The sequence below is a fragment of the Enterococcus faecium genome (genome assembly GCF_029023785.1).
Classification (GTDB): Bacteria; Bacillota; Bacilli; order Lactobacillales; family Enterococcaceae; genus Enterococcus_B; species Enterococcus_B faecium.
Window position 1 is genome coordinate 302,391 of sequence record NZ_CP118955.1, and the last position, 20,604, is coordinate 322,994.

The 20,604-nt window shown below is 38.2% G+C and carries 21 protein-coding genes; all 21 read left to right on the plus strand.

Annotated features, from left to right (window positions below; genetic code table 11):
- The first annotated feature begins 8 nt into the window (after window positions 1–8).
- The 21 genes from PYW34_RS01475 to PYW34_RS01575 all read left to right on the plus strand — a co-directional run bounded on the left by PYW34_RS01475 (window position 9) and on the right by PYW34_RS01575 (window position 20,556).
- Window positions 9–308 (plus strand): malonate decarboxylase subunit delta, encoded by a 300-nt coding sequence (locus PYW34_RS01475; RefSeq protein WP_002287548.1) that lies wholly within the window; start codon window positions 9–11, stop codon window positions 306–308.
- Window positions 298–1,974, plus strand: coding sequence for a biotin-independent malonate decarboxylase subunit beta (gene mdcD / locus PYW34_RS01480; protein WP_002287546.1), 1,677 nt, complete (start codon window positions 298–300; stop codon window positions 1,972–1,974). The genes PYW34_RS01475 and mdcD overlap by 11 nt, the downstream gene beginning before the upstream one ends.
- Before the next feature lie 3 nt (window positions 1,975–1,977).
- Complete coding sequence (locus tag PYW34_RS01485) at window positions 1,978–2,571, plus strand: malonate decarboxylase holo-ACP synthase (protein ID WP_002287544.1); 594 nt, start codon at window positions 1,978–1,980, stop codon at window positions 2,569–2,571.
- A gap of 23 nt (window positions 2,572–2,594) precedes the next feature.
- Window positions 2,595–3,671: an acyltransferase family protein gene (locus PYW34_RS01490; RefSeq protein WP_002287542.1), complete on the plus strand. Its 1,077-nt coding sequence runs from the start codon at window positions 2,595–2,597 to the stop codon at window positions 3,669–3,671.
- A 24-nt stretch (window positions 3,672–3,695) separates the two neighbouring features.
- On the plus strand, window positions 3,696–4,565 hold the full coding sequence (mdcB, locus tag PYW34_RS01495) for a triphosphoribosyl-dephospho-CoA synthase MdcB (RefSeq protein WP_002287541.1): 870 nt from the start codon (window positions 3,696–3,698) through the stop codon (window positions 4,563–4,565).
- Window positions 4,566–4,675: 110 nt separating this feature from the next.
- The gene (locus PYW34_RS01500) at window positions 4,676–5,440 is read left to right on the plus strand and encodes a TIM44-like domain-containing protein (RefSeq protein ID WP_002287538.1); all 765 of its coding nucleotides are present in this window, start codon (window positions 4,676–4,678) and stop codon (window positions 5,438–5,440) included.
- Window positions 5,441–5,928: 488 nt separating this feature from the next.
- Window positions 5,929–8,022: a BglG family transcription antiterminator gene (locus PYW34_RS01505; RefSeq protein ID WP_002287536.1), complete on the plus strand. Its 2,094-nt coding sequence runs from the start codon at window positions 5,929–5,931 to the stop codon at window positions 8,020–8,022.
- A 24-nt stretch (window positions 8,023–8,046) separates the two neighbouring features.
- Window positions 8,047–8,349: a PTS sugar transporter subunit IIB gene (locus PYW34_RS01510; RefSeq protein WP_002287534.1), complete on the plus strand. Its 303-nt coding sequence runs from the start codon at window positions 8,047–8,049 to the stop codon at window positions 8,347–8,349.
- A 26-nt stretch (window positions 8,350–8,375) separates the two neighbouring features.
- A complete protein-coding gene (locus PYW34_RS01515) occupies window positions 8,376–9,665 on the plus strand; it encodes a PTS sugar transporter subunit IIC (protein WP_002294703.1) in 1,290 nt (429 codons plus the stop codon).
- 18 nt (window positions 9,666–9,683) lie between these two features.
- Window positions 9,684–10,091, plus strand: a complete 408-nt coding sequence (locus PYW34_RS01520) for a hypothetical protein (protein ID WP_002294701.1) — start codon at window positions 9,684–9,686, stop codon at window positions 10,089–10,091.
- Window positions 10,092–10,113: 22 nt separating this feature from the next.
- Window positions 10,114–10,983: a class II fructose-bisphosphate aldolase gene (locus PYW34_RS01525; protein WP_002294699.1), complete on the plus strand. Its 870-nt coding sequence runs from the start codon at window positions 10,114–10,116 to the stop codon at window positions 10,981–10,983.
- 1 nt (window position 10,984) lies between these two features.
- Complete coding sequence (locus PYW34_RS01530; protein ID WP_002294697.1) at window positions 10,985–11,605, plus strand: AAA family ATPase; 621 nt, start codon at window positions 10,985–10,987, stop codon at window positions 11,603–11,605.
- 368 nt (window positions 11,606–11,973) lie between these two features.
- Window positions 11,974–12,579 carry an NUDIX hydrolase gene (locus tag PYW34_RS01535; RefSeq protein ID WP_002294695.1) on the plus strand — a complete coding sequence of 202 codons (606 nt, stop codon included), beginning with the start codon at window positions 11,974–11,976 and terminating at the stop codon, window positions 12,577–12,579.
- 134 nt (window positions 12,580–12,713) lie between these two features.
- On the plus strand, window positions 12,714–13,166 hold the full coding sequence (locus PYW34_RS01540; protein WP_002294693.1) for a MarR family winged helix-turn-helix transcriptional regulator: 453 nt from the start codon (window positions 12,714–12,716) through the stop codon (window positions 13,164–13,166).
- Between the two features lie 36 nt (window positions 13,167–13,202).
- Complete coding sequence (locus PYW34_RS01545; RefSeq protein WP_002321138.1) at window positions 13,203–13,700, plus strand: GNAT family N-acetyltransferase; 498 nt, start codon at window positions 13,203–13,205, stop codon at window positions 13,698–13,700.
- Window positions 13,701–13,717: 17 nt separating this feature from the next.
- Entirely contained in the window at window positions 13,718–14,428 is a 711-nt protein-coding gene (locus PYW34_RS01550) for a B3/B4 domain-containing protein (RefSeq protein ID WP_002296773.1), read from the plus strand.
- 142 nt (window positions 14,429–14,570) lie between these two features.
- Window positions 14,571–14,993 carry a VOC family protein gene (locus PYW34_RS01555; RefSeq protein ID WP_002320973.1) on the plus strand — a complete coding sequence of 141 codons (423 nt, stop codon included), beginning with the start codon at window positions 14,571–14,573 and terminating at the stop codon, window positions 14,991–14,993.
- A 19-nt stretch (window positions 14,994–15,012) separates the two neighbouring features.
- Window positions 15,013–15,237, plus strand: coding sequence for a hypothetical protein (locus PYW34_RS01560; protein ID WP_002294687.1), 225 nt, complete (start codon window positions 15,013–15,015; stop codon window positions 15,235–15,237).
- 244 nt (window positions 15,238–15,481) lie between these two features.
- On the plus strand, window positions 15,482–16,795 hold the full coding sequence (locus PYW34_RS01565) for an NCS2 family permease (RefSeq protein WP_002294686.1): 1,314 nt from the start codon (window positions 15,482–15,484) through the stop codon (window positions 16,793–16,795).
- Between the two features lie 448 nt (window positions 16,796–17,243).
- Complete coding sequence (locus PYW34_RS01570) at window positions 17,244–18,866, plus strand: glycoside hydrolase family 13 protein (protein WP_002294685.1); 1,623 nt, start codon at window positions 17,244–17,246, stop codon at window positions 18,864–18,866.
- 193 nt (window positions 18,867–19,059) lie between these two features.
- Window positions 19,060–20,556 (plus strand): glycoside hydrolase family 1 protein, encoded by a 1,497-nt coding sequence (locus PYW34_RS01575; protein WP_002296776.1) that lies wholly within the window; start codon window positions 19,060–19,062, stop codon window positions 20,554–20,556.
- The last annotated feature ends 48 nt before the right edge of the window (window positions 20,557–20,604 follow it).

The following is a 20,604-nucleotide window of genomic DNA, read 5'->3' on the forward strand; positions in this document are numbered from 1 at the left end:
AGAGATCCATGGAACAATTAGCTTATAAATATCCAACGAAACAGCCGATCAATAAGAAAATCCATGTAGGAGTGGTCGGTTCAGGAGATTTGGAAATCTTGATGTTTCCAACAGAAAAAACAGAATCTACTGTAAAAATTTGTACAGGAAGCGATGGCTTCGGCGAAGTATGGAACAATGTATTAACGAGATTTTTTGATCGTTATCCAATTTCAGCAGATATCGTGATCAATGACTTCGGTGCTACACCAGGAGTTGTGTACCTACGATTGACGCAAGCAATGGAGGAACTTTCAGATGAAAAATAGTTTTGTAGAATTAAACGCCAGAGAACGAGTGAACGCTCTACTTGACAATGGACGTGAATTGATTGATCCATTCGATCAAATCATCGCGCCAAGTTTACCAGCACAAGGAATCGTCCCTGAAAGTGATGACGGGATCGTTGTCAGCCGTGGCACGATCAATGGCAAACAAGCAGTAGTAATCGCTATGGAAGGAAAATTCCAAGGTGGCGGTATCGGTGAAGTTTCTGGTGCAAAAATCGTTGCTGCACTTGAACATGTGTTAGAAGAAAATAAAAAAGGAAATGAGATCTTTCCAGTCATTGTACTAGATACAGGTGGTGTTCGTTTGCAAGAAGCAAACTACGGACTGTTATCTATTTCAGAAATCGGAAATGTAATCATTGCTCTAAAACAATATGTACCAGTCATCGGTTTGATTCCAGGACGTGTAGGATCATTTGGCGGTATGTCGATTACTTCAGCATTAATGAGTTATTTAATCGCAACAAAAAAAGCGAGAGTCGGTTTGAATGGACCAGAAGTTATTGAACAAGAAGCAGGCGTTCGAGAATTTGATTCTAGTGACAAAGACTTGATTTGGAATACATTAGGATCTCGTCAACGGGTAGAATCAAAAATCATTGATGAATTAGTGACTGATAGTGTAGAAGCAATCAAAGCTGCTGTCATCGCAGCAATGGACGAACGAAAAGACACGCATCGCAGTGAAAGCTCAGCATTTTATTTATCATTACTTGATTCTTTAGATCTTTCAAAACCAATGGCCATTGACGATTACAATGAAGCAATTGCTAACCATCAAGCAAAATCAATTGACTTACCAGAAGTAGCAGAAGGAAATGAACCAGCTGCAGCAAGTGTTGGTTACGATTGGTTTGCGGCACTAACTGGCATGAAAAATCCAACTTCTTCTATTAGTACTGTGTATTATGGTAAATCAAGTAAATTCATAGAAGAAGCCATCGTGACATCAATCGTACCTGATCCTAAAAACCCGATGTACCGTGTACGAAACGGTGAAGTTGGTTTAGTTGAAGGTTTCCGCATGGGACAAATTTTGGATCACGTTTACGAAGAAGATAAAGACAAAAAAGTGAAACGGCCAATCATCGTTGTGATCGATGTACCAAGCCAAGCATACGGCTATAACGAAGAATTGATCGGTATCCATGTGGCTTTGGCTAATAGTGCTGCTGCTTATGCAAAACTCCGTCAAGCTGGACATCCAGTTATTGGATTGATTGCAGGAAATGCTATTTCAGGTGCATTTTTAGCACATGGATTACAATCAAGCCGCTTGATTGCTTTAAACAATAAAGAAATTACCGTCCAAGCGATGTCTAAAGAAAGTGCTGCACGTGTGACAAAACGTTCGGTTGCTGAAATCGAAGCAGCTGCTGAAAAAGTTCCAGCTATCGCTTACGATATCAATAATTATACAAAACTAGGAGCGATCTATCATTTCCTAGAAGATATCACCGACCAAGCTGCTTCAGAACAAAATGTCAGCAAAGTCATCGAAGCAATCAATGAAGCCATTCAAGATGTCCGCAATACAAATGACACGATGCTGACAAATCGATACACAAACGAAACAGCCAAAACATTCGGACGTGTCGAAACAAATAAAGTCCGTGCCAAAATGGACGAAGAATGGGATGCATAAAAAATGATTCAAGCACATGATATTGTCCTTTTTGATAAACATGAAATAGAAGGGTTCACCTTGCCTGAATGGGTCGTTCTAACTGAAAAGATGTTCGGAACAGTTCGTCGTGCGTCGACGGATCACGCAGAAATACTACCGATTGGTTTACGTGGACCTGCCCGCAATCAGAGATGGTCAACAGAAATCTCAAAACATGCCGTCAAACAAGTCATTCATCCGTGGGACATCATCGAACAAGAATCGTATAGACAAGAGAAAATCATGGATTATCCTGTTTATCAGCAATTTCATGCTGCTAGAAACATATTATCAGGATGTAAATGGGGAATCGGCGGCAGCTTAGGATTTGAATTATCGACTGGGATTCCGGCAGTAAAAGAAACCAGTGATTTTGATTTGCTGCTGTACGCAAATTCACCGATTGAATTGCCAATTCAGGTAATTCAATCGCATCCTGCTTTTTTTGAGCAATTCGATACCCAAGTAGTGACTCGGCAAGGCGGTTTTTCACTAAAAGAGTATTTGAGAGAGCCAGAGAAAAAAATTCTATTGAAAACAGTCGAAGGACCTAAATTAACCAAAGAACTTTGGTAATAAAGAAAAAGAGAGAGAAAGAGATGTTTGAAAACAAAAAAATCAAAATCAACGTAAGTGACTTCCAGAAAGTATCAGCTGTAACGGCTGTTATGATGCAAACGATATTGAGCTTTGCTTTGGCAAACAGCCACAGCGCAACAAATACAGCTTTTCTTGGTACCTTTTACGTCATCGTTAAATACACAGCACCAATGTTTATTTTTGCAATTGTTTATAATATGGTAAAAACAAGTCAGCATTTGTCTTATTGGGAATTTTTGAAAGAAAAGTTTTTTGAACTAGTCGTTCCGTATCTTCTATGGACGACGGCTTATCTTTGGCTATTTCCAGCAGTCCAACAACAAACTCCGTATACGGATACTGCAAGCTTTTTACTGAAATATGTCACAGGTGATGGAGCGCCTCATTTATGGTATACCGTTATGATGCTGCAGATCCAATTGTTCATGCCGTTTTTTGTTTGGCTCGGTTACAAAGTATTTGCTAATAAAAAATATGTATGGCCAGTATTGATTGGTTCAACGATTTTATATGTCGCATGGTATCTGTTCTATCAAACACAAGTATTGACTGGGCCTTATCATGACAGCTGGTACTTATTAGATCGGTTTGTTGCTAGTTTCATGATTTATGGGGTAGCCGCATTTGTTTATCACGAAAAAGTCTATCAATATTTGGACAGAGTACGTTATCTTTTCTTACCTGTTGCCTTAGTTATCGCGTTCTTTTCTGTCCGTTCATTGCTCGCACATCCAGGAGACTTGAGCTTTGCGAATGCACCTTACTTGAATACGATCCAAAGTTTATACAGTTTAGTCATCATCTTTGCTGTCTTCATAGGCGCTTCCAAAATGATTGTAAACGATTCGCCAAAATTGCCATTGTTCAAATGGTTGTCTGTTTATGCTTATCGTACGTATTTAGCCAATGTATTTGTTTTCCAAGTACTGTTATTATTGTTTAAAGATAGTTGGCTGCAGTTACCTTCAGGAGTCATGATTCTTGTAGCTTATCTAATGACGGCAAGTTGTGCATTTGCTTTAAGCTGGTTACTTCATATCATTTGGGTAGCTATCAAAAAAGGTTTCAGCAAGTAATAGTAGGAAGAAGGAGTGAGTGTCATGATAAATGACGAACGAAAAAAAGCAGTGACTCAGCAACTCGCTGCGTTGGTAGAGGAAGCATTGATCGCAGAAGTAACATTAAGTCCAAAACCTGGATTAGTGGATGCACTGGATGCGGGTGCACATTCCGATATGGACTATGCTTTATTTCTTAAGTCTGCTAAGACGCTAACTCCTTTTTTTGAAGAAATGGCTCAAATAGCATGGCATCATGCTATTGATCAGGAGTTAAGAGAAAGAATTGCTGAGATTGGGCGAAAAGCGGAAAAGGCAATGCTGATTGCTACAAATGGCATCAATACCCATAAAGGAGCGATTTGGGCAATGGGGCTATTGATCAGTGTCATTGCACAAAAAATCAGTATGGAACAGCCTTTTTCTTTATCGAAAATACTTGATGATGTCAGCAAGCTTGCTGCTTTTCCTGATACAAAATATCGTCATAAAAAAACCACTCATGGTCATAGGGTGAAGCAAAAATATGGCGTAAATGGTGCATATGAAGAAGCGATATTAGGGTATCCGCATATCAGGCTTGCAATCCAAGCAGCTAAGGAGCTAGATAATGATTCATATGTACAGAAACAAATGCATATGTTGTTAGTTTTGATGAGTTCGCTAGATGACACATGCGTATTGCATCGCAGTGATCAGAAAACGTTAGTGGAAATGCAAAAACTTGCTCATGCTGCTAGTCAAAGTGCTTTACCAAATCGTCCATTTACAGCACTGTTGCACTTTTGTCAGGAAAACCAAATCTCTCCTGGAGGAAGCGCAGATCTCTTGTCTGCAAGCTTGTTCATGCTGAAGATAGAGGAATTATGGACTGCCGACACATACATTTGTCCGATGTTACTCAATGACTAAATAAGACAAAATTGCTAAAAAAACAGTTTATGCATCTGGTTATTGACTCTTCCTTTTAGCAAGGCTATCATAAAAATAGTTTTTTGTAATAAAAGATAACGAGGAAGACAATGAAAAAAATCAATTATTTAGCAATCATTTTGTTAGTGGGCCTATGTTTGTTTGCTCTGCCGACCCAAGGATTCGCTGTCGCGGGTGGTCATGGTGGAGGTACATCTAGCGGTCGAAGTTCGGGCAGAGGTTCATTTGGTGGTCGTTCATATGGGGGCAGTTATTTTGGCAGTCGTTCTTACGGCAGAGATTCTTATGGGTATTATGGTCCAGGTACAGGTCCTTCTAGTTATGAGCAAACGGGATTTCTTGCATTAGCTGTTTTGTCAGTAGGAGGGGTTTCTGCTTTTTCTATCGTCAAGAATAAAAGACAAAAGAAAAGGCTGAAAGCGGAGATATTGTCCCGCATGTCAGGAACGGCTAAAGAAAAGAAAGCACAGTTTCTGGAAATCCAAAAGATATTCATGAAGATCCAATCCGCTTGGGAAGAAGAAACTCCTGAAAAAGCCAGAAGCTGTTATACAGACAAGCTGTTTGCCGAACATCAGAAAGTTCTGCAAAAAAACAAAGCAGACGGTGTAAGAAATCATACTAAAAAAATAACTATTCAGGAAGTAGGAAATTATCGACAGATCCACGAAAATAGTTTTGCCATCCGAATTGATTTCAGATGCTGTGATTATTCAGTCGATCGAAAAGATGGGCGATTGATCTCAGGAAGTAAGACACAACGACAGTATTTTTCTCAGATATGGTATTTTGATTTTTCTGAGAAAGAAAAAAGATGGCAAGCCGATTTTATTCAGCCGATTATGCTGGATTGACAGGAAATATTTATGAACGGAGTTGTGACAAAAGCCTTGTCGCAGCTCCTTTTTCTGAATAAACGGTGTGCCAGAGATAGCCTATCGGCAATAAGGCACGATTTTGTAAAATATGGGAAGCGATTTTTCAAAATCGCTTCTTATCGCTCAAGGCTGAACATCTCTGTCACAACCTCTCCACTAAATGGTGTTTAAAAGCTTGCATCTGCGATAATAAGAACAACCAAACGAAAAATAGGAAGCACTATTTTAGTTTAGTTGTTCTTATTACTTGATGCAGGACAGCTTTTTCACAACCTCTTTTTTGTATAGATGGGCAAAATTTTTGTAATAATAGGCGTATGTCTTTTTCGTTGAGGAGATGAAAAAGCATATGGCTTATTTTTTGTTTGCTTTGCTTACTTTCTTTCCACTTCAAGTGGCAGAAATATCTACTTTTTATTATGTAAGCGGAACCATATACTTGAAATCAGAAGGAGATCATTTCTATGAAAACAAGAACAATTGAAATACTTCACAGAATCATGACAGCCCAATATCCAGTAAAAGCAAAACATCTAGCAAGTGAGTTCAATGTCAGTCAGCGGACGATCCGTCAGGAAGTTCTTGAAGCGAATATCTGGTTGAGCAGTAAAAAGCTTCCGGAGATCCGTACAATTCGCAACAAAGGTTTTTTGTTGAAGCTGGAAAAGGAAAAGCAAGCTCGATTAGAAACTGAAATAAAAGATGTGAAAGACGGCTTTTTGAATCGGCGCGAACGTATTTTTGATCTAGTTTTAGCCGTTGCTTACAGCCGAATCCCGATCCATCTAAACAAAAAAGAAGAAGAATTTCAAATCTCTAAAAGTACATTAGATGAAGATATGAGACGGTTACGAGCAACACTGGTCAGTTATGGGATAGAGATCGTCAGTTATGGAAAGCAAGGACTGGTTTATAAAGGTTCAGAACGATCTATCCGTACGATGATCTATGATTTTATCAATCAGAATCTGGGAATGACCGACTTCTTTATGAATCAAGATGCACAATTAACACCGGCTCAAAAAATCTTTCTCCATTATTTTCCTTTGGTGGAAATCAAAAAAATACAGGAGATCTATTCCAATAAGTTGTTGAAACAAGAAGATGATATTTATAAAAAACAAATCCTGCTTTTTACATTGATCTGGATCCAGCGAATCAGGAAACATGAATTTATCTCTGCCATTAATTGGAAAAATACAGAAATAAAAGACAGTAGCTTTTCTGCATTTATTGACCACATGATCGAGGAATTTCAATTGGACAATGTCCCGCAAGTAGAAAGAAATTATCTTCGTTTCACTATTGAGACGTTCAATGCTAGAGATATCTCCAATTCAATCGAGTGGGTACAAGCTCAATTACTAACGATCCAATTGATCCAATTTGTAGAGAACGAGACACACGTACCTTTCCATCTAAAGGAAGAAGCTTTATTCGAAAATCTCTATAAGCACATGGCTGCACTGATTGTAAGAATCAAGAATCATATCCAAGTCATGAATCCATTGAAAGAAAACATCCGAACAAATTATTTCCCAATCTACCGCGCAGTCACTCATTTTGTTCCTACGATCGAAGAAGTAATTGGTGGCAAGATACTGGAGGACGAGATAGCTTTTCTTGTCATCCACTTTTCGACGATCGCCAGTGTAATCAAGCGAGACTTGAATTATGTTTATAAATCAGTCGTTGTCTGTAACCATGGGATGGCTACTGGAAATCTGTTAGCAGAGAATCTGAAAGAAAAGTTTCCTCAGATCGAGATTACTGCAGTTTTAAGTTCAAAAGAAATCGAATTAGTAGATAAATTGGATGTCAATCTGGTTTTCAGCACCTTTCAATTGAATTATCGAAATAAGCCGCTTTTAGTTGTCGATCCGATTTTAACTGAGACGAATATCTTGGTTATAGAAGACTTTTTGAAAAGAAATGAAGAACTACAGCGGTTAGAGCCTAACAGTCATGAATCGACGGAGTTATTCACTCAAATAATAGATGTCATGAAAGAAAGTGGTGGCCGAGTAGATCGAATCATCTATGGCAAGTTAGAAAAATTATTCGAAACAAACAATTTAGAAATCAACAAAAGGGAGATCCAGCCTATGTTAAAAGATATTTTGACGGACAGCAATATCATGATCAAAGAAAAAGCCACTACTTGGGAGGAATCGATTGAACTAGCTGCTAGACCATTGGTTAAAGAAAACATTGTCGAAGAGCGCTATGTCGAAGCGATGATTCGTGCAGTGAATGATTACGGACCGTATATCGTGATTGGCAAACACATGGCACTAGCCCATGCCCGACCAGAAGATGGGGTCAATAAATTAGGAGTCAGCGTAGCTACGATTGAGCAACCAATCGATTTCGGTAATCCTGAAATGGATCCAGTAAAGATTATTTTTTGTTTGGCAGCAGTAGACTCCTACTCGCATCTGAACATCATGAAAGAACTAATTGAATTGATCAACAACGAAGAGAAGTTGGATCGATTGATTGAATGCACAAATATCGAAGATTTCAAACAACTGCTTTTTTCAGTAGTTGAGAAATAATAAATGATACGGGGGAGAACAAAGATGAACAAATTGAACATTTTATTCGTATGCGGTGCAGGTTTAGGAAGTAGTTTTGCAGCACAGATGTCTGCTGAGGATGTTTTGAACAAATTAGGAGTAGAAGCCAAACTGGACCATTGTGATATTTCTTCCGCAGTTTCCATGAAACCAGATGTGATCATCACAGCAGAAAATTTTCGTTCGCAGTTCGAAAAGTTCGCAGTTGATCCTAAAACGGCGATGATCTATTTGAAAAATATTGTTTCAAAAAATGAAATTGAAGAAAAAATCACCCCAGTTCTGCAAGATAAGGGAGTTATCTAAATACAAAAAGAAAAGAGGGTAAAAACATGGGCGTTATCAATTTTATCATCGAAAATATTTTGACTCAGGCATCGATCACCATTGCATTGATTGCTATGTTGGGTCTACTACTGCAGAAGAAATCAGCAGGACAAGTCATCTCTGGCACGTTAAAGACACTCCTAGGATTTCAAGTGTTGAGTGCCGGTTCGAGCATCATCGTTGGAAGTTTAACTTATTTCGGGAAAATCTTTACTGAAGGATTTCATATGCAAGGGATCATCCCTTCTATTGAATCTATCAATGGTCAAGCAATGAATGATTTGGGTTTAGGTAGAGATATTGCACTGACGTTCTTAGCCATTTTTGTATTCAATATTATTTTGGCTCGTTTCACAAAATGGAAGTACATTTTTTTAACTGGTCAAGCAATTTTATGGATGGCAACGATGACGACAGTCTTTGGCTATTTTGCCGGTCTGCGAGGGATCGTATTGATCTTGGTCGGTGGTTTTATCGGAGCTTGTTTCGCCATTGCTATGCCGGCAGTAGCGCAACCGATCATTCGTAAAATCACTGGATCAAATGATATTGCTTTAGGTCATTTTTGTACGATCGGGTACTTATTTGAAGCCGGTGTTGCTAAGCTTTTTGGTGAGAAAGGCGAAAATAAAAAGTCGATCGAAGATATCAAGTTGCCGACACATTTCGAATTTCTGCAAGATACTTATTTGTCTGTCATGGTCGTGATGGTCCCGCTATATATCATCACTGTTTTATTTGCAGGCGAACCATTCGCTTCTGAATTATCAGGAGATCAAAACTATATCATGTTTGCCTTTTTACAAGCCATCCAATTCGTAGTGGGTGTGTATGTATTGCTAGCTGGTGTACGTCTACTGTTAGGTGAAATCGTGCCGGCATTTCGAGGGATAGCTATGAAATTAGTTCCTGATGCGATCCCTGCCTTAGATTGTCCAGTTTTCTTTCCTTATAGCCCAAATGCTGTCATTTTAGGTTTCATTACGACAACGATTGGTACGATTATTGCCATGTTTACTTTGCCCATGTTCGGCTTAGCGATGATTTTACCTGGTATGCTAACCAATTTCTTTGCCGGAGGGACAGCAGGGATATTTGGCAACGCAGTTGGCGGACGCCGAGGAGCGATCATTGGCGGTATTGCTCATGGTTTCTTTATTACATTATTGCCCGCTTTGCTAGTAACGATCTTTAATTCGATGGGATTCATCAATGCTACAGCAACCGATGTAGATACAGTAGCCGCAGCACTCTTATATGCCTGGATCTTAAGCCCAGTTTTGAAAGCATTTTAATTGAAAGTAGGGAAAATGATGTTTGGATTTTTTAAGAAAAAAGAAAAAGAACCGAAAAAAGTTCTGGCAAAAGAAGAAAAAGCCCTATCGCCAGAAGCGACCGAAAAGATTCAATCAGAGATTACACAATTGAAACAAGAGATTTCCACTACCCAAGATAAGCATAAATTAGCGAAACTTTATGAACAAGTTGGACTTAAATTTTCTGAATTGTATGTGAACGATCAAGCCATCCAATATTTAGAAAAGAGTTTGGAAAATAAACAGACGATCGGAGATGGGTATAAAAAACTGATGAGCCTCTATAACCAGAAGCGTGCAGATGCTGCTCGTGCTGGTGATGATCAAGGGATCGATTACTACATGGGCAAAATGGATGAGATGCGACAAATTGCAAAACAAGTAACGATCAAAGGAAACAAATAAAAAGATAAGGTGGCAATAAAAGATGTATACAACATTGAAAGAAGTAACAAAAACAGCAGAAGAGTTGAATTTTACAGTTGGAGCTTTTAATACGCATAACCTAGAAATGCTTCCTGCTATGCTAGGCGCAGCAAAAGAAATGGGTTCGCCGATCATTATTCAAACAAGTGTCGATACCGCTAAATATATCGGCATGCATGTGTTAGTCAATGTAATGACAGCTATTGCAGAAGAAGAAATGGTTGATGCAGTCTTGCACTTAGACCACGCCCGAGACTTTGATGATATCAAAGAAGCAATCGACAGCGGATATACTTCTGTCATGTATGATGGGTCCCATCTGCCTTTCAAAGAAAATATCCTGAAGACAAAAGCAGTAGTAGAATATGCCCATGCGCACGGTGTTTCCGTAGAAGGAGAACTTGGAACAATCGGCGGTACAGAAGAAGGAATCCATGTCGCTGAAAATGACAAGGTATATACAAGACCGGAAGACGCAGTGAAATTTGTAGAAGCTACAGGCGTGGATGCATTAGCTATTGCTATCGGTACGAATCATGGACAATTCAAATCAAAAACAGAAGTAAACATTCCCTTGCTGAAAGAAATCGATGCAGTAGTTGATGTCCCCCTAGTTATCCATGGAGGAACAGGTGTGAAAGAAGAAGATTATCCTGAATTGATCAATAACGGGATCCGCAAATTCAATGTTGGAACGGAGCTTTTAGTCAACTGGACGAAAGTAGCTAAAGAAACCTTTAGTGAAACAGAAATCAACAAGTCTCTTCGCCATAATGTGATTCCAGCAAATGAAGCAGTAAAAGAAATTGTCAAGCATAAGATTGGACTGTTTATGAACTTGGAAAGTCCAATTAACTTAGGAAATAAATGAGATGAAAAAGTATTTCATTCTTCTGGCTGGTAGTCCTGGTACAGGAAAAACATATCTTATGAATAAACTACGGGAACGATTTCCAGATATGTATGCCATCACGCTCGATGAAATCAAGGAATACTATGCAGAATCCATCGGGTTTAACAATTTGGAAGAACGGGCGGAACAAGAAAGGACGAAAGTTTATCCTTTCTATTACAAAGCACTTGATTTGTATATGGAAGCAGGAAAGAAAGTGATTGTGTCCGAGTATCCTTTTAGTGATAAGCAAAAAGCACGACTCCAAGAATTAGCAGATAGATACGGATATCAGGTGATCACGATTCGCCTAACAGCAGACTTTGAAGTGTTATGGCAACGTCGGTACAAACGTGATCGTGAATCAGATCGTCATTTGAGCTATATCATGGATCATTATCACTATGGTGACGTATTGGAAGATCGAACGAAAGGGACCAATCATATTACGAAAGAAGCATTCAAAAAGATCATCGCCGACCGAAAATATGACAAATTCCAGTTAGGAACACTATATGAATTTGATGTAACAGACTATACTCAAGTGGATTACACTCCACTATTGGATAAATTAGAAAAAGAAATCAATGACAATAAGTAACAAAGAAATGGCTTAATATCGAAAAATTGGCTTTTGAACGCTGTTTACCGAGAGGTCGTGAGCCTGTCGTTCAGCTCCGAGTCACAAGGAGCAATTTCAAAAAAACAGCTTCTCATGTTTGATGAATATTGTGACTTGTGACCGAGGAGTTGGTAGGAGAACACCGTTTAGTGGGGCTTATTACCGCAGATGCAAGCTTTTGAACGCCATTTATTCACAGCCCCAGAGAAGTCGAATGTCTTTTGTTCTCGAGTTTTTTAACATTCTTTTATTTATTGCAGATTTCATTATATTTATTTGCCGTAATTAAACCAGTCTTCTATACTTGATTACATAGTCATACATTTGCTAAAAAAGAAGGGAAGAGAATGAACAAGAAGTTGGCTCAATACAAAAGACTACTCGCACTTTCTCAAGCTGGTCTATATTATGGAAAAGATGTATTTGATAAAGAGCGTTTTGAGGAGATCCGGACGATTTCATTGGAACTGATCAGTGAAATAGGAAAAGAAACTTTCGAAGAAATAAAAGCGCTCACAACGATTGGAGAAGGACATCCAACACCAAAAGTAGATGTTCGTGCCTATATCAAAAAAGATGGCAAGGTCCTACTAATCGAAGATAAACGGACGAAAGAATGGTCACTTCCTGGTGGATTTGCTGAAATAGGATTGTCTCCTGAAGAAAATGTGCGTAAAGAAGTCTATGAAGAAACAGGATTAACAGTAGAAACTACTCAGTTGCGAGCAGTTTTTGATACGAATAAACAAAAAGATATTCCACAGCTTTTTCAGTATTATAAACTTGTTTTTGCTTGTGCGATCCACGGTGAAGAGGCCAAGTTTATTGAGAATAATGAAACTTCCAACATGGGATTTTTTAGTATAGAAGAGTTGCCAAAGCTATCAGAAAAGCGAACAACGAAGAAACAGTTACTTATTTTAGAAAACAAAAACCAGATCTATTGTGATTGAGCTTTTTCGTAAAAGAAGAAAAGAATATACTTTACTAGTTATTAAAAAAGAACTTGATTTTTTTATTGAAAATAGTTGCATTTGCAACAAAAAGAGGTAAACTAGTCTTACAAACAAAATAAAGGTGGGATGAAATGGCTGAAATCCTTCGAGACATCGGAATGATTGCCCGAGCGCTAGATTCTATTAGCAATATCGAATTCAAAGAAGTCGATTTAACAAGAGGACAGTATCTTTATTTAGTACGTATTTGCGAAAATCCTGGAATCATCCAAGAAAAACTAGCAGAAATGATCAAAGTAGATCGTACAACGACTGCCCGAGCAATCAAGAAATTAGAATCCAATGGGATGATCGAACGTTTGGAAGATAAAGAAAATAAAAAAATCAAGAAACTCTATCCGACTAAAAAAGGAGCAGAAATCTATCCTTTCATCATTCGAGAAAACAACTACTCCAATGCAGTCGCATTAAATGGTCTTTCTGACGAAGAAGCAAAACAATTGGAATATCTTTTAAATAAAGTATGCAAGAATGTTAGCGAAGATTGGAATTTTGTCAAAAAAGGCAATAAAAGGATCTATTGAAAGGAAGAAGCCGTGAATAAATACGAAATTCGAAAAATGACGCCTTCAGATGTAGACTTACTACAACAAATTAGTATCGAAACATTTACAGATACATTTGGAAAAGATAATTCACCGGAGCATTTAGCTGATTACTTGACACAAGCTTATGCACTAGAAAAACTTACAGAAGAGCTAAAAGATAAAGAAACCGATTTTTTCCTAGTGAGTATCGATCAAGAGCCTGCGGGTTACCTGAAACTAAATACAGGAACGAGTCAATCTGAGGAAATGGCTGATCATTTTTTAGAAATCGAGCGAATCTATGTACGAAAAAAATTTAAACATCAAGGTATCGGTACATTTTTACTAGATACAGCTATTGAAAAAGCAAAAGAAAAGCAAAAAACAGCCATTTGGCTCGGTGTTTGGGAACACAACGATGTTGCGCTCGCTTTTTATCGTAAAAAAGGATTTATCAAATACAGCGAACATGTTTTTTATATGGGAGATGATCCCCAAACAGACTATCTATTCATCAAGCAATTATTCTAATCAAGAGGTGTGAACAGATGAAAAAAGTAATAGTGGATACCAATTTCTGGGAAGTATTTCCTGAAGCAACCATCGAAATCTTATCCGTAAATGGTATCGATAACCACGTAACAAAAGAAAGTGAAGAAACGTATCATCAATTATTGAATGAGGCAGCAAAAGAAGCAAGAAATTACCTTACAGAAGAAACATTCAGCCAAAACGAAGTCATTGCTCAGTGGCGTCAGGCATTTACCACATTCAAGACTAAAAAAGGTGCACGTTCTTCTATTGAAGCTTTACTGAAACGTGCAAATCAAGAACGGGAATTTTTCCCAATCAATCCGCTTGTAGATATCTATAATAGTATTTCCTTGTCTTTTGGCGTACCTTGCGGCGGAGAAGATATCGAAAAGATCGCAGGAAATCTGCATTTAGGAAAAGCCCAAGGTGGCGAATCATTCCTGCCTTTAGGTGCAGATTCCGATGCTCCGGCACTTCCGGAAGAAATCATCTACTATGATGAACAAGGAGCGATCTGTCGCTGTCTCAACTGGCGTGAAGCCCAAAGAACAATGCTGACGGAAGAAACACAAGCAGCGGTGCTGGTCATTGAATCCATCAATGCTGAACAAGCGGCACGTGGCGCACAGGCAATCGAAGCGTTGAAGGAAAAAATCGATCAAACATTTGGCGTAACTAGTGTTAGACACACACTAACCAAAGATGAATCAGAAGCAGAATTATAAAAGAATCGAAATAAGAAGAGCGGCATTCATTGCCGTTTTTTTTTTTGTAAAAAAAGTTTGTGGAGGAAAGCAATCCTAGAAACTATTGCTTTATTTTTCTTGAATAGTATCAAACACAAGGTGTTTGCGCTTTCGTGATATAATGGAATCAGTTTATAGACAGGAAAGAAAATCAAATAGAAAGAAGGGTCAAATGATGATACAAAAAACACGTGTGATGCTTTATGTCAATGACGTAGAGATGATTTGCCGATTCTTTGTAGAAAAAATTGGTGCAGAAATTTCTGAAACAATCGAATTGCCAGAAGAATTTAAGAGTATTGTACTCAGCATCTCAAAAGAATTAGAATTAGGCGTATTCCCAAAAGTATTTGTGCAGAAGTTTTCACCAGAGGTATTAGGACCACCGCCTTCTTTAGTATTTTTTACGGATGAATTTGAAACTATCTACGAGAACATGGAAGAACCAGGAGAAATCACAGATAACAATGGCATCTTGACTTTCAATTTTTCTGACCCTGAAGGCAATTATTTTGTTATAGGAAAAGCTGAGTCGTCTGATTGAATAAAAAGGAGGAAAAACAGTGGATCTAATGGGAAGATTAGAAGGTTATTTGAAGTATCGGCGAGCAAAACATAGTGAGAAGCTTCGAGCAAAGAATCTCAAATCAGGAAAAAAGAAGACAAAAGGCTGGGGAAAAATGGTCGATACAGGTTTTGGCGGACTAAATAATCTGAATCCTGTCGATACAAAAGAATTCATCAAAGAAGAACAGAAACGAAATGGTAAAATCAAATCACACTATTGATTTTTGAGACTAGAATGAAGAAACTTTATTAACACAATAAAGAAATTCTTGTAATCCAAAGTGAATGTTCATGAACTTTGAGATAAAGGGATTTAATCAGATGGAACGTTCGGATTTTGCTTAAAATCCGAATTTTTTGTTTACTTATGTTTTGTTTTAGTATATGATAAAACACGTTGTTTTATTAATAAATCGAAATTTTAACGGACTTTATTTATAATGTTCGGATTTAGGGGGATGGAAGATGAAGGAAAAAATACTTTCCTACTTCGAAATAGAAAAATTGAACACCACGGTAAAACGTGAGGTACTGGCAGGATTTACAACATTTATCTCAATGGCTTATATCTTATTTGTAAATCCAACTGTATTAGGTGCTTCTGGAATGGATGAAGGAGCAGTGTTTACTGCGACTGCATTAGCCAGTGCGATCGGCTGTGTTTTAATGGGGGTATTAGCCCGTTATCCAATTGGAACGGCACCTGCTCTTGGGATCAATGCTTTTTTTGCTTATTCTGTTTGTTTAGGAATGGGGATTCCATGGGAAACAGCATTAGCCGGCGTATTCGTTGCTTCTTTGATTTTTATTTTGATCACAATCTTCAAGCTGCGGGAAATGATCATTGATGCGATCCCAGCAGATTTGAAATATGCGATTTCTGGCGGTATCGGTCTATTTATCGCTTTCCTTGGTCTGAGCGAAGGTGGGATCATCGTTTCGAATGAATCTACATTAGTAGGATTAGGATCACTCAACGTTGGTTCTACTTGGTTGACGATTTTTGGATTAGTCGTAACTGCTATCTTGCTTGTTCGGCGTGTACCAGGTGGCATCTTCATCGGGATGGCAGCTACAACGATTTTAGGTCTGGTCACAGGTTTGATTCCAATGCCTTCTGAAATTGTTGCCGCAGCACCAAGTTTGAAACCAACATTTTTAGTTGCATTAAAACATGTAGGGGACATCAATTCTCTTCAAATGTGGGTCGTAGTGCTGACATTCTTGCTTGTGACTTTCTTTGATACAGCAGGAACTTTAGTTGGATTAGCAAACCAAGCAGGTTTCATGAAAGACAACAAGATGCCTCGTGTAGGGAAAGCTTTAGCTTCTGATTCAACAGCTATGCTTGCGGGTTCCTTATTTGGTACTTCTCCTGTTGGTGCATTTGTAGAATCATCAGCTGGTATCGCCGTTGGAGGACGTTCAGGTATCACAGCTATTACTACAGGGATTTTCTTCTTGTTAGGCTTGTTCTTTTCTCCATTACTATCAGTTGTTACTTCACAAGTAACTGCACCAGCATTGATTATGGTAGGAGTATTGATGGCACAATCTTTGCGACAAATCGAATGGGGAAACTTAGAGATTGCGATCCCTTCATTCTTGATCTTGATCGGCATGCCTTTGACTTATAGTATTTCAGATGGGATTGCATTAGGTTTTATCTTCTATCCAATTACCATGTTAGCAGCTAAAAGAGGAAAAGAAGTATCTCCAATCATGTATGGTCTGTTCTTTGTATTTGTGGGATTCATGTGGATATTGAATGTGAAATAAAGAGGTTGTGAAATCAGCGTTCTGGCCTGAGTATTAGAGAAAAAAACGAAAAAATAGTTTCTTATATTTTGCCGTTTTTTGAGCTAATACCGAGGGACAGCTGAGTGAACACCGTTTATAAAGAGGTTGTGAAATCAGTGTTCTGGCCTGAGTATTAGAGAAAAAAACGAAAAAATAGTTCCTCATATTTTGCCGTTTTTTGAGCTAATACCAAGGGACAGCTGAGTGAACACCGTTTATAAAGAAGTTGTGAAATCAGCATTCTTCCCTGCATAAATCAATCCTTTCAAAAAACAGTTGAGGGAATTTCCTCAGCTGTTTTTTTGTTTTATTCTGTTACCGATAACAAGGTGCAATAGCTATTTGAAAGCGTTACAATTTTTAGTGAGAGAGACTAAAATAAATGATTAAGCAAAAAATAGAAACATCCATTTATAGGAGGAAAATCATGGAACAAAAATGGTGGCACCATTCAGTTGTTTATCAAATCTATCCAAGAAGTTTTCAAGATTCAAATCAAGATGGTATTGGAGATTTGCGGGGGATTATTTCCAGGTTGGATTATCTGGCGTATTTAGGTATTGATGCAATTTGGCTTTCTCCAGTATACGAGTCTCCGAATGATGACAATGGGTATGATATCAGTAATTATCAAGCAATCATGGCAGAATTCGGTACGATGGAAGAAATGGAAGAACTGATTGAAGAAGCAAAGAAAAGAAATATCCGTATCATCATGGATCTGGTGGTGAATCATACTTCTGATGAACATCCGTGGTTCATTGAGGCCCGTAAAAATAAAGAAAATCCTTATCGGGACTATTATATTTGGCGTGATCCGGTCAATGGAAAAGAGCCTAATAGATTGCGCTCAATATTCAGTGGTTCTGCTTGGCAGTTGGATGAAAAAACGGGGCAATATTTTCTGCACTTGTATAGCAAGCGTCAACCTGATTTGAATTGGAAAAATAAACAGGTTCGCCAAGAGATTTATCAAATGATGAATTTCTGGATCGATAAAGGTATTGGGGGCTTTCGTATGGACGTGATCGATATGATTGGCAAAGAACCGGATAAAGAAATCACAAGTAATGGACCTAAACTGCATGAGTATCTTCAGGAAATGAATCAAGCAACTTTTGGTGACAAAAATCTGATGACTGTTGGCGAAACATGGGGAGCAACTACCGAAATCGCTAAACTTTATTCCAATCCTAAAAGAAATGAATTATCCATGGTCTTCCAATTCGAACACATAGGATTAGATCAGCAAGAAGGCAAAGACAAATGGGATTTGAAACCCTTGAGTATCTCTGAACTGAAAAAAGTATTATCCAAATGGCAAACATCTTTAGGTGATGAAGGATGGAATAGTTTATTTTGGAATAATCACGATCTTCCGCGAATTGTTTCTCGTTGGGGAAATGACGATGTGTATCGAAAAGAAAGTGCCAAGATGTTTGCTATCTTGCTCCATATGATGAAAGGCACCCCTTATATCTATCAAGGAGAAGAGTTAGGCATGACGAATTGCCCAATCGATGATATCGCGGAAGCAAAAGATATTGAGACAATCAATATGTATAACGAAAGGATTTCTTCTGGATTTACAAAAGAGGAAATCTTGGAATCAATCAATGCGAAAGGAAGAGACAATGCTAGGACGCCTATGCAATGGAACGCCCGTGAACATGCTGGGTTTACTACTGGAATTCCATGGCTTCGAGTCAATCCAAATTATAAAGAAATCAATGCAGAAGAAGCGTTAGCAGATCAAGATTCTGTTTTTTATATGTACAAGAAATTGATCGATTTGCGTAGAAAACATGACATCATCGTCTGGGGAGACTATGAATTAGTGGAAAAGACGCCTGAGCATGTCTTTGCCTATTCTCGCATATATGAAGACCAGCAATGGCTCGTTATTTGTAATATGTCCAGTGAAAAGCAGACGTTCACTGTTCCACGTGAAGCTTTAAGGGTTATTGTGTCAAATTATCCTCTGAAACAGTTACCAGACGGCAAAGTTGATTTACGACCTTATGAAGCATTTGTGTTGGAAGTAAAATAAATCGTTTGCTTAGATGGTTAACGAGTGTTTTCTTTCGGGGATCGTCTTATGTATTTGTTATATATAAATATTAAAAATGAAGAGTAGCATTCAATTTTTTTCTTCTCTTCTGCCGAAATAGTTAGAATATCTTGTTTTGATGAATCGAGCTATACTTCAAGTAAGAAATTGTTGATAGCGAGGAGAGATAGTTATGGATCAGGAAATATTTCCAGAAAATTTTTTATGGGGCGGAGCAGTAGCTGCTAATCAATGTGAAGGTGCATGGTTGGAAGACGGCAAATTACCTAATGTGACAGATACGCTTATCGGGATCATGAACCAGCATCCTAGTATTCAGTGGAATGAAGAAAAAAAGATTTGGGAGATTGCTTTAGACGAATCACTCCATTATCTTTCTCATGAAGCGATTGATTTTTATCATCGATTTGAAGAGGATATTCGTTTACTGAAGGAGTTAGGTTTAAAAGCTTTTCGAACAAGCATCTCATGGGCACGAATATTTCCAAGAGGAGACGAACAGAAGCCAAATGAGGCTGGTCTCGTATTTTATGACAGACTAATCAATACATTAAATCGATATGATATCGAGCCAGTAATTACTCTTAGTCATTATGAAACCCCCTTAGCATTGGTAGGAGAGTATGGGGGGTGGCAAAATCGAAAATTAATCGACTTTTTTGAATTTTATGCGCAGACCGTCTTTGAACGCTACCAAGGGAAAGTGAAATATTGGATGACCTTTAATGAGATCAATAATGCTTTTCGTATGCCTTATGCAGCTGCTGGATTGGTTACATTCCCTGCTAGAGATAAACTTGAACCCATTGCTACACTAACAAAAAAAGTGATTTATCAAGCCTGTCATCATATGTTTCTAGCGAACGCCCGTGCTACTCAATTATTAAAGAAAATCGATCCAAATGCTAAGATGGGTATTATGTGTAGCTTTTCTGCATTAGCGACTTATGCATATGACTGTGATCCAGAGAATGTATTTGGTTCACTGCAATTTAAACGCAATTCATGGTTTTTCTCCGATGTCATGTGCCGAGGGCATTATCCAGCTTATATTTACAGGACATGGAAGGAAGAAGACTGTGCACCAGTAATGTTAGATGGAGACGAACAGTGCTTGCAAGCTAACACGGCAGATTATATTGCATTTAGTTATTATCGTAGCGCTGTCTATAAAAAAGAAGCAGAAATGCGCGTAGATACTGGCGGAGCAAATGGTTTCGATAATCCCTTTTTGAAGGAAAAATCTCCCGAACCTTGGAGTTGGCCAATTGATCCTCTAGGGTTTCGTTATGTCATGAATGAATTGACAGACCGTTATGAATTACCATTATTCATAGTTGAAAATGGCATTGGACTAGATGAAGCACCAGATGAATTGAATCGAATCCACGATCCAAAACGTTGTGAGTATCTAAAAATACATCTTCAGGAAATTGCTGAGGCAATAAAAGATGGTTGCCAAATCATTGGTTACTTATGGTGGGGACCAATCGATATCGTATCGGCAGGAACAGGGGAAATGAGGAAGCGATATGGCTTTATTTATGTGGATAGACAAAATGATGGGAGCGGAAGCTTTAGGAGATTGAAAAAAGATAGTTTTGAATATTATAAACAAATTATCCAGTCTAATGGTAAAAACCTTGAATATAGATCTTTCTTCAAATGATTTTTAAACCTCTGCAAGTGACTATTGTCATTTGAGAGGTTTTTCCTG

Coding starts and splice junctions, on each gene's coding strand:
- PYW34_RS01485 (WP_002287544.1), top strand. CDS start 1,978: ATGATTCAAGCACATGATATTGTCCTTTTTGATAAACATGAAATAGAA.
- PYW34_RS01530 (WP_002294697.1), top strand. CDS start 10,985: ATGAAAAAGTATTTCATTCTTCTGGCTGGTAGTCCTGGTACAGGAAAA.
- PYW34_RS01570 (WP_002294685.1), top strand. CDS start 17,244: ATGGAACAAAAATGGTGGCACCATTCAGTTGTTTATCAAATCTATCCA.
- PYW34_RS01515 (WP_002294703.1), top strand. CDS start 8,376: ATGGGCGTTATCAATTTTATCATCGAAAATATTTTGACTCAGGCATCG.
- PYW34_RS01520 (WP_002294701.1), top strand. CDS start 9,684: ATGTTTGGATTTTTTAAGAAAAAAGAAAAAGAACCGAAAAAAGTTCTG.
- mdcB (WP_002287541.1), top strand. CDS start 3,696: ATGATAAATGACGAACGAAAAAAAGCAGTGACTCAGCAACTCGCTGCG.
- PYW34_RS01565 (WP_002294686.1), top strand. CDS start 15,482: ATGAAGGAAAAAATACTTTCCTACTTCGAAATAGAAAAATTGAACACC.
- PYW34_RS01510 (WP_002287534.1), top strand. CDS start 8,047: ATGAACAAATTGAACATTTTATTCGTATGCGGTGCAGGTTTAGGAAGT.
- PYW34_RS01525 (WP_002294699.1), top strand. CDS start 10,114: ATGTATACAACATTGAAAGAAGTAACAAAAACAGCAGAAGAGTTGAAT.
- PYW34_RS01535 (WP_002294695.1), top strand. CDS start 11,974: ATGAACAAGAAGTTGGCTCAATACAAAAGACTACTCGCACTTTCTCAA.
- PYW34_RS01490 (WP_002287542.1), top strand. CDS start 2,595: ATGTTTGAAAACAAAAAAATCAAAATCAACGTAAGTGACTTCCAGAAA.
- PYW34_RS01575 (WP_002296776.1), top strand. CDS start 19,060: ATGGATCAGGAAATATTTCCAGAAAATTTTTTATGGGGCGGAGCAGTA.
- PYW34_RS01475 (WP_002287548.1), top strand. CDS start 9: ATGGAACAATTAGCTTATAAATATCCAACGAAACAGCCGATCAATAAG.
- PYW34_RS01545 (WP_002321138.1), top strand. CDS start 13,203: ATGACGCCTTCAGATGTAGACTTACTACAACAAATTAGTATCGAAACA.
- mdcD (WP_002287546.1), top strand. CDS start 298: ATGAAAAATAGTTTTGTAGAATTAAACGCCAGAGAACGAGTGAACGCT.
- PYW34_RS01500 (WP_002287538.1), top strand. CDS start 4,676: ATGAAAAAAATCAATTATTTAGCAATCATTTTGTTAGTGGGCCTATGT.
- PYW34_RS01540 (WP_002294693.1), top strand. CDS start 12,714: ATGGCTGAAATCCTTCGAGACATCGGAATGATTGCCCGAGCGCTAGAT.
- PYW34_RS01550 (WP_002296773.1), top strand. CDS start 13,718: ATGAAAAAAGTAATAGTGGATACCAATTTCTGGGAAGTATTTCCTGAA.
- PYW34_RS01555 (WP_002320973.1), top strand. CDS start 14,571: ATGGAATCAGTTTATAGACAGGAAAGAAAATCAAATAGAAAGAAGGGT.
- PYW34_RS01505 (WP_002287536.1), top strand. CDS start 5,929: ATGAAAACAAGAACAATTGAAATACTTCACAGAATCATGACAGCCCAA.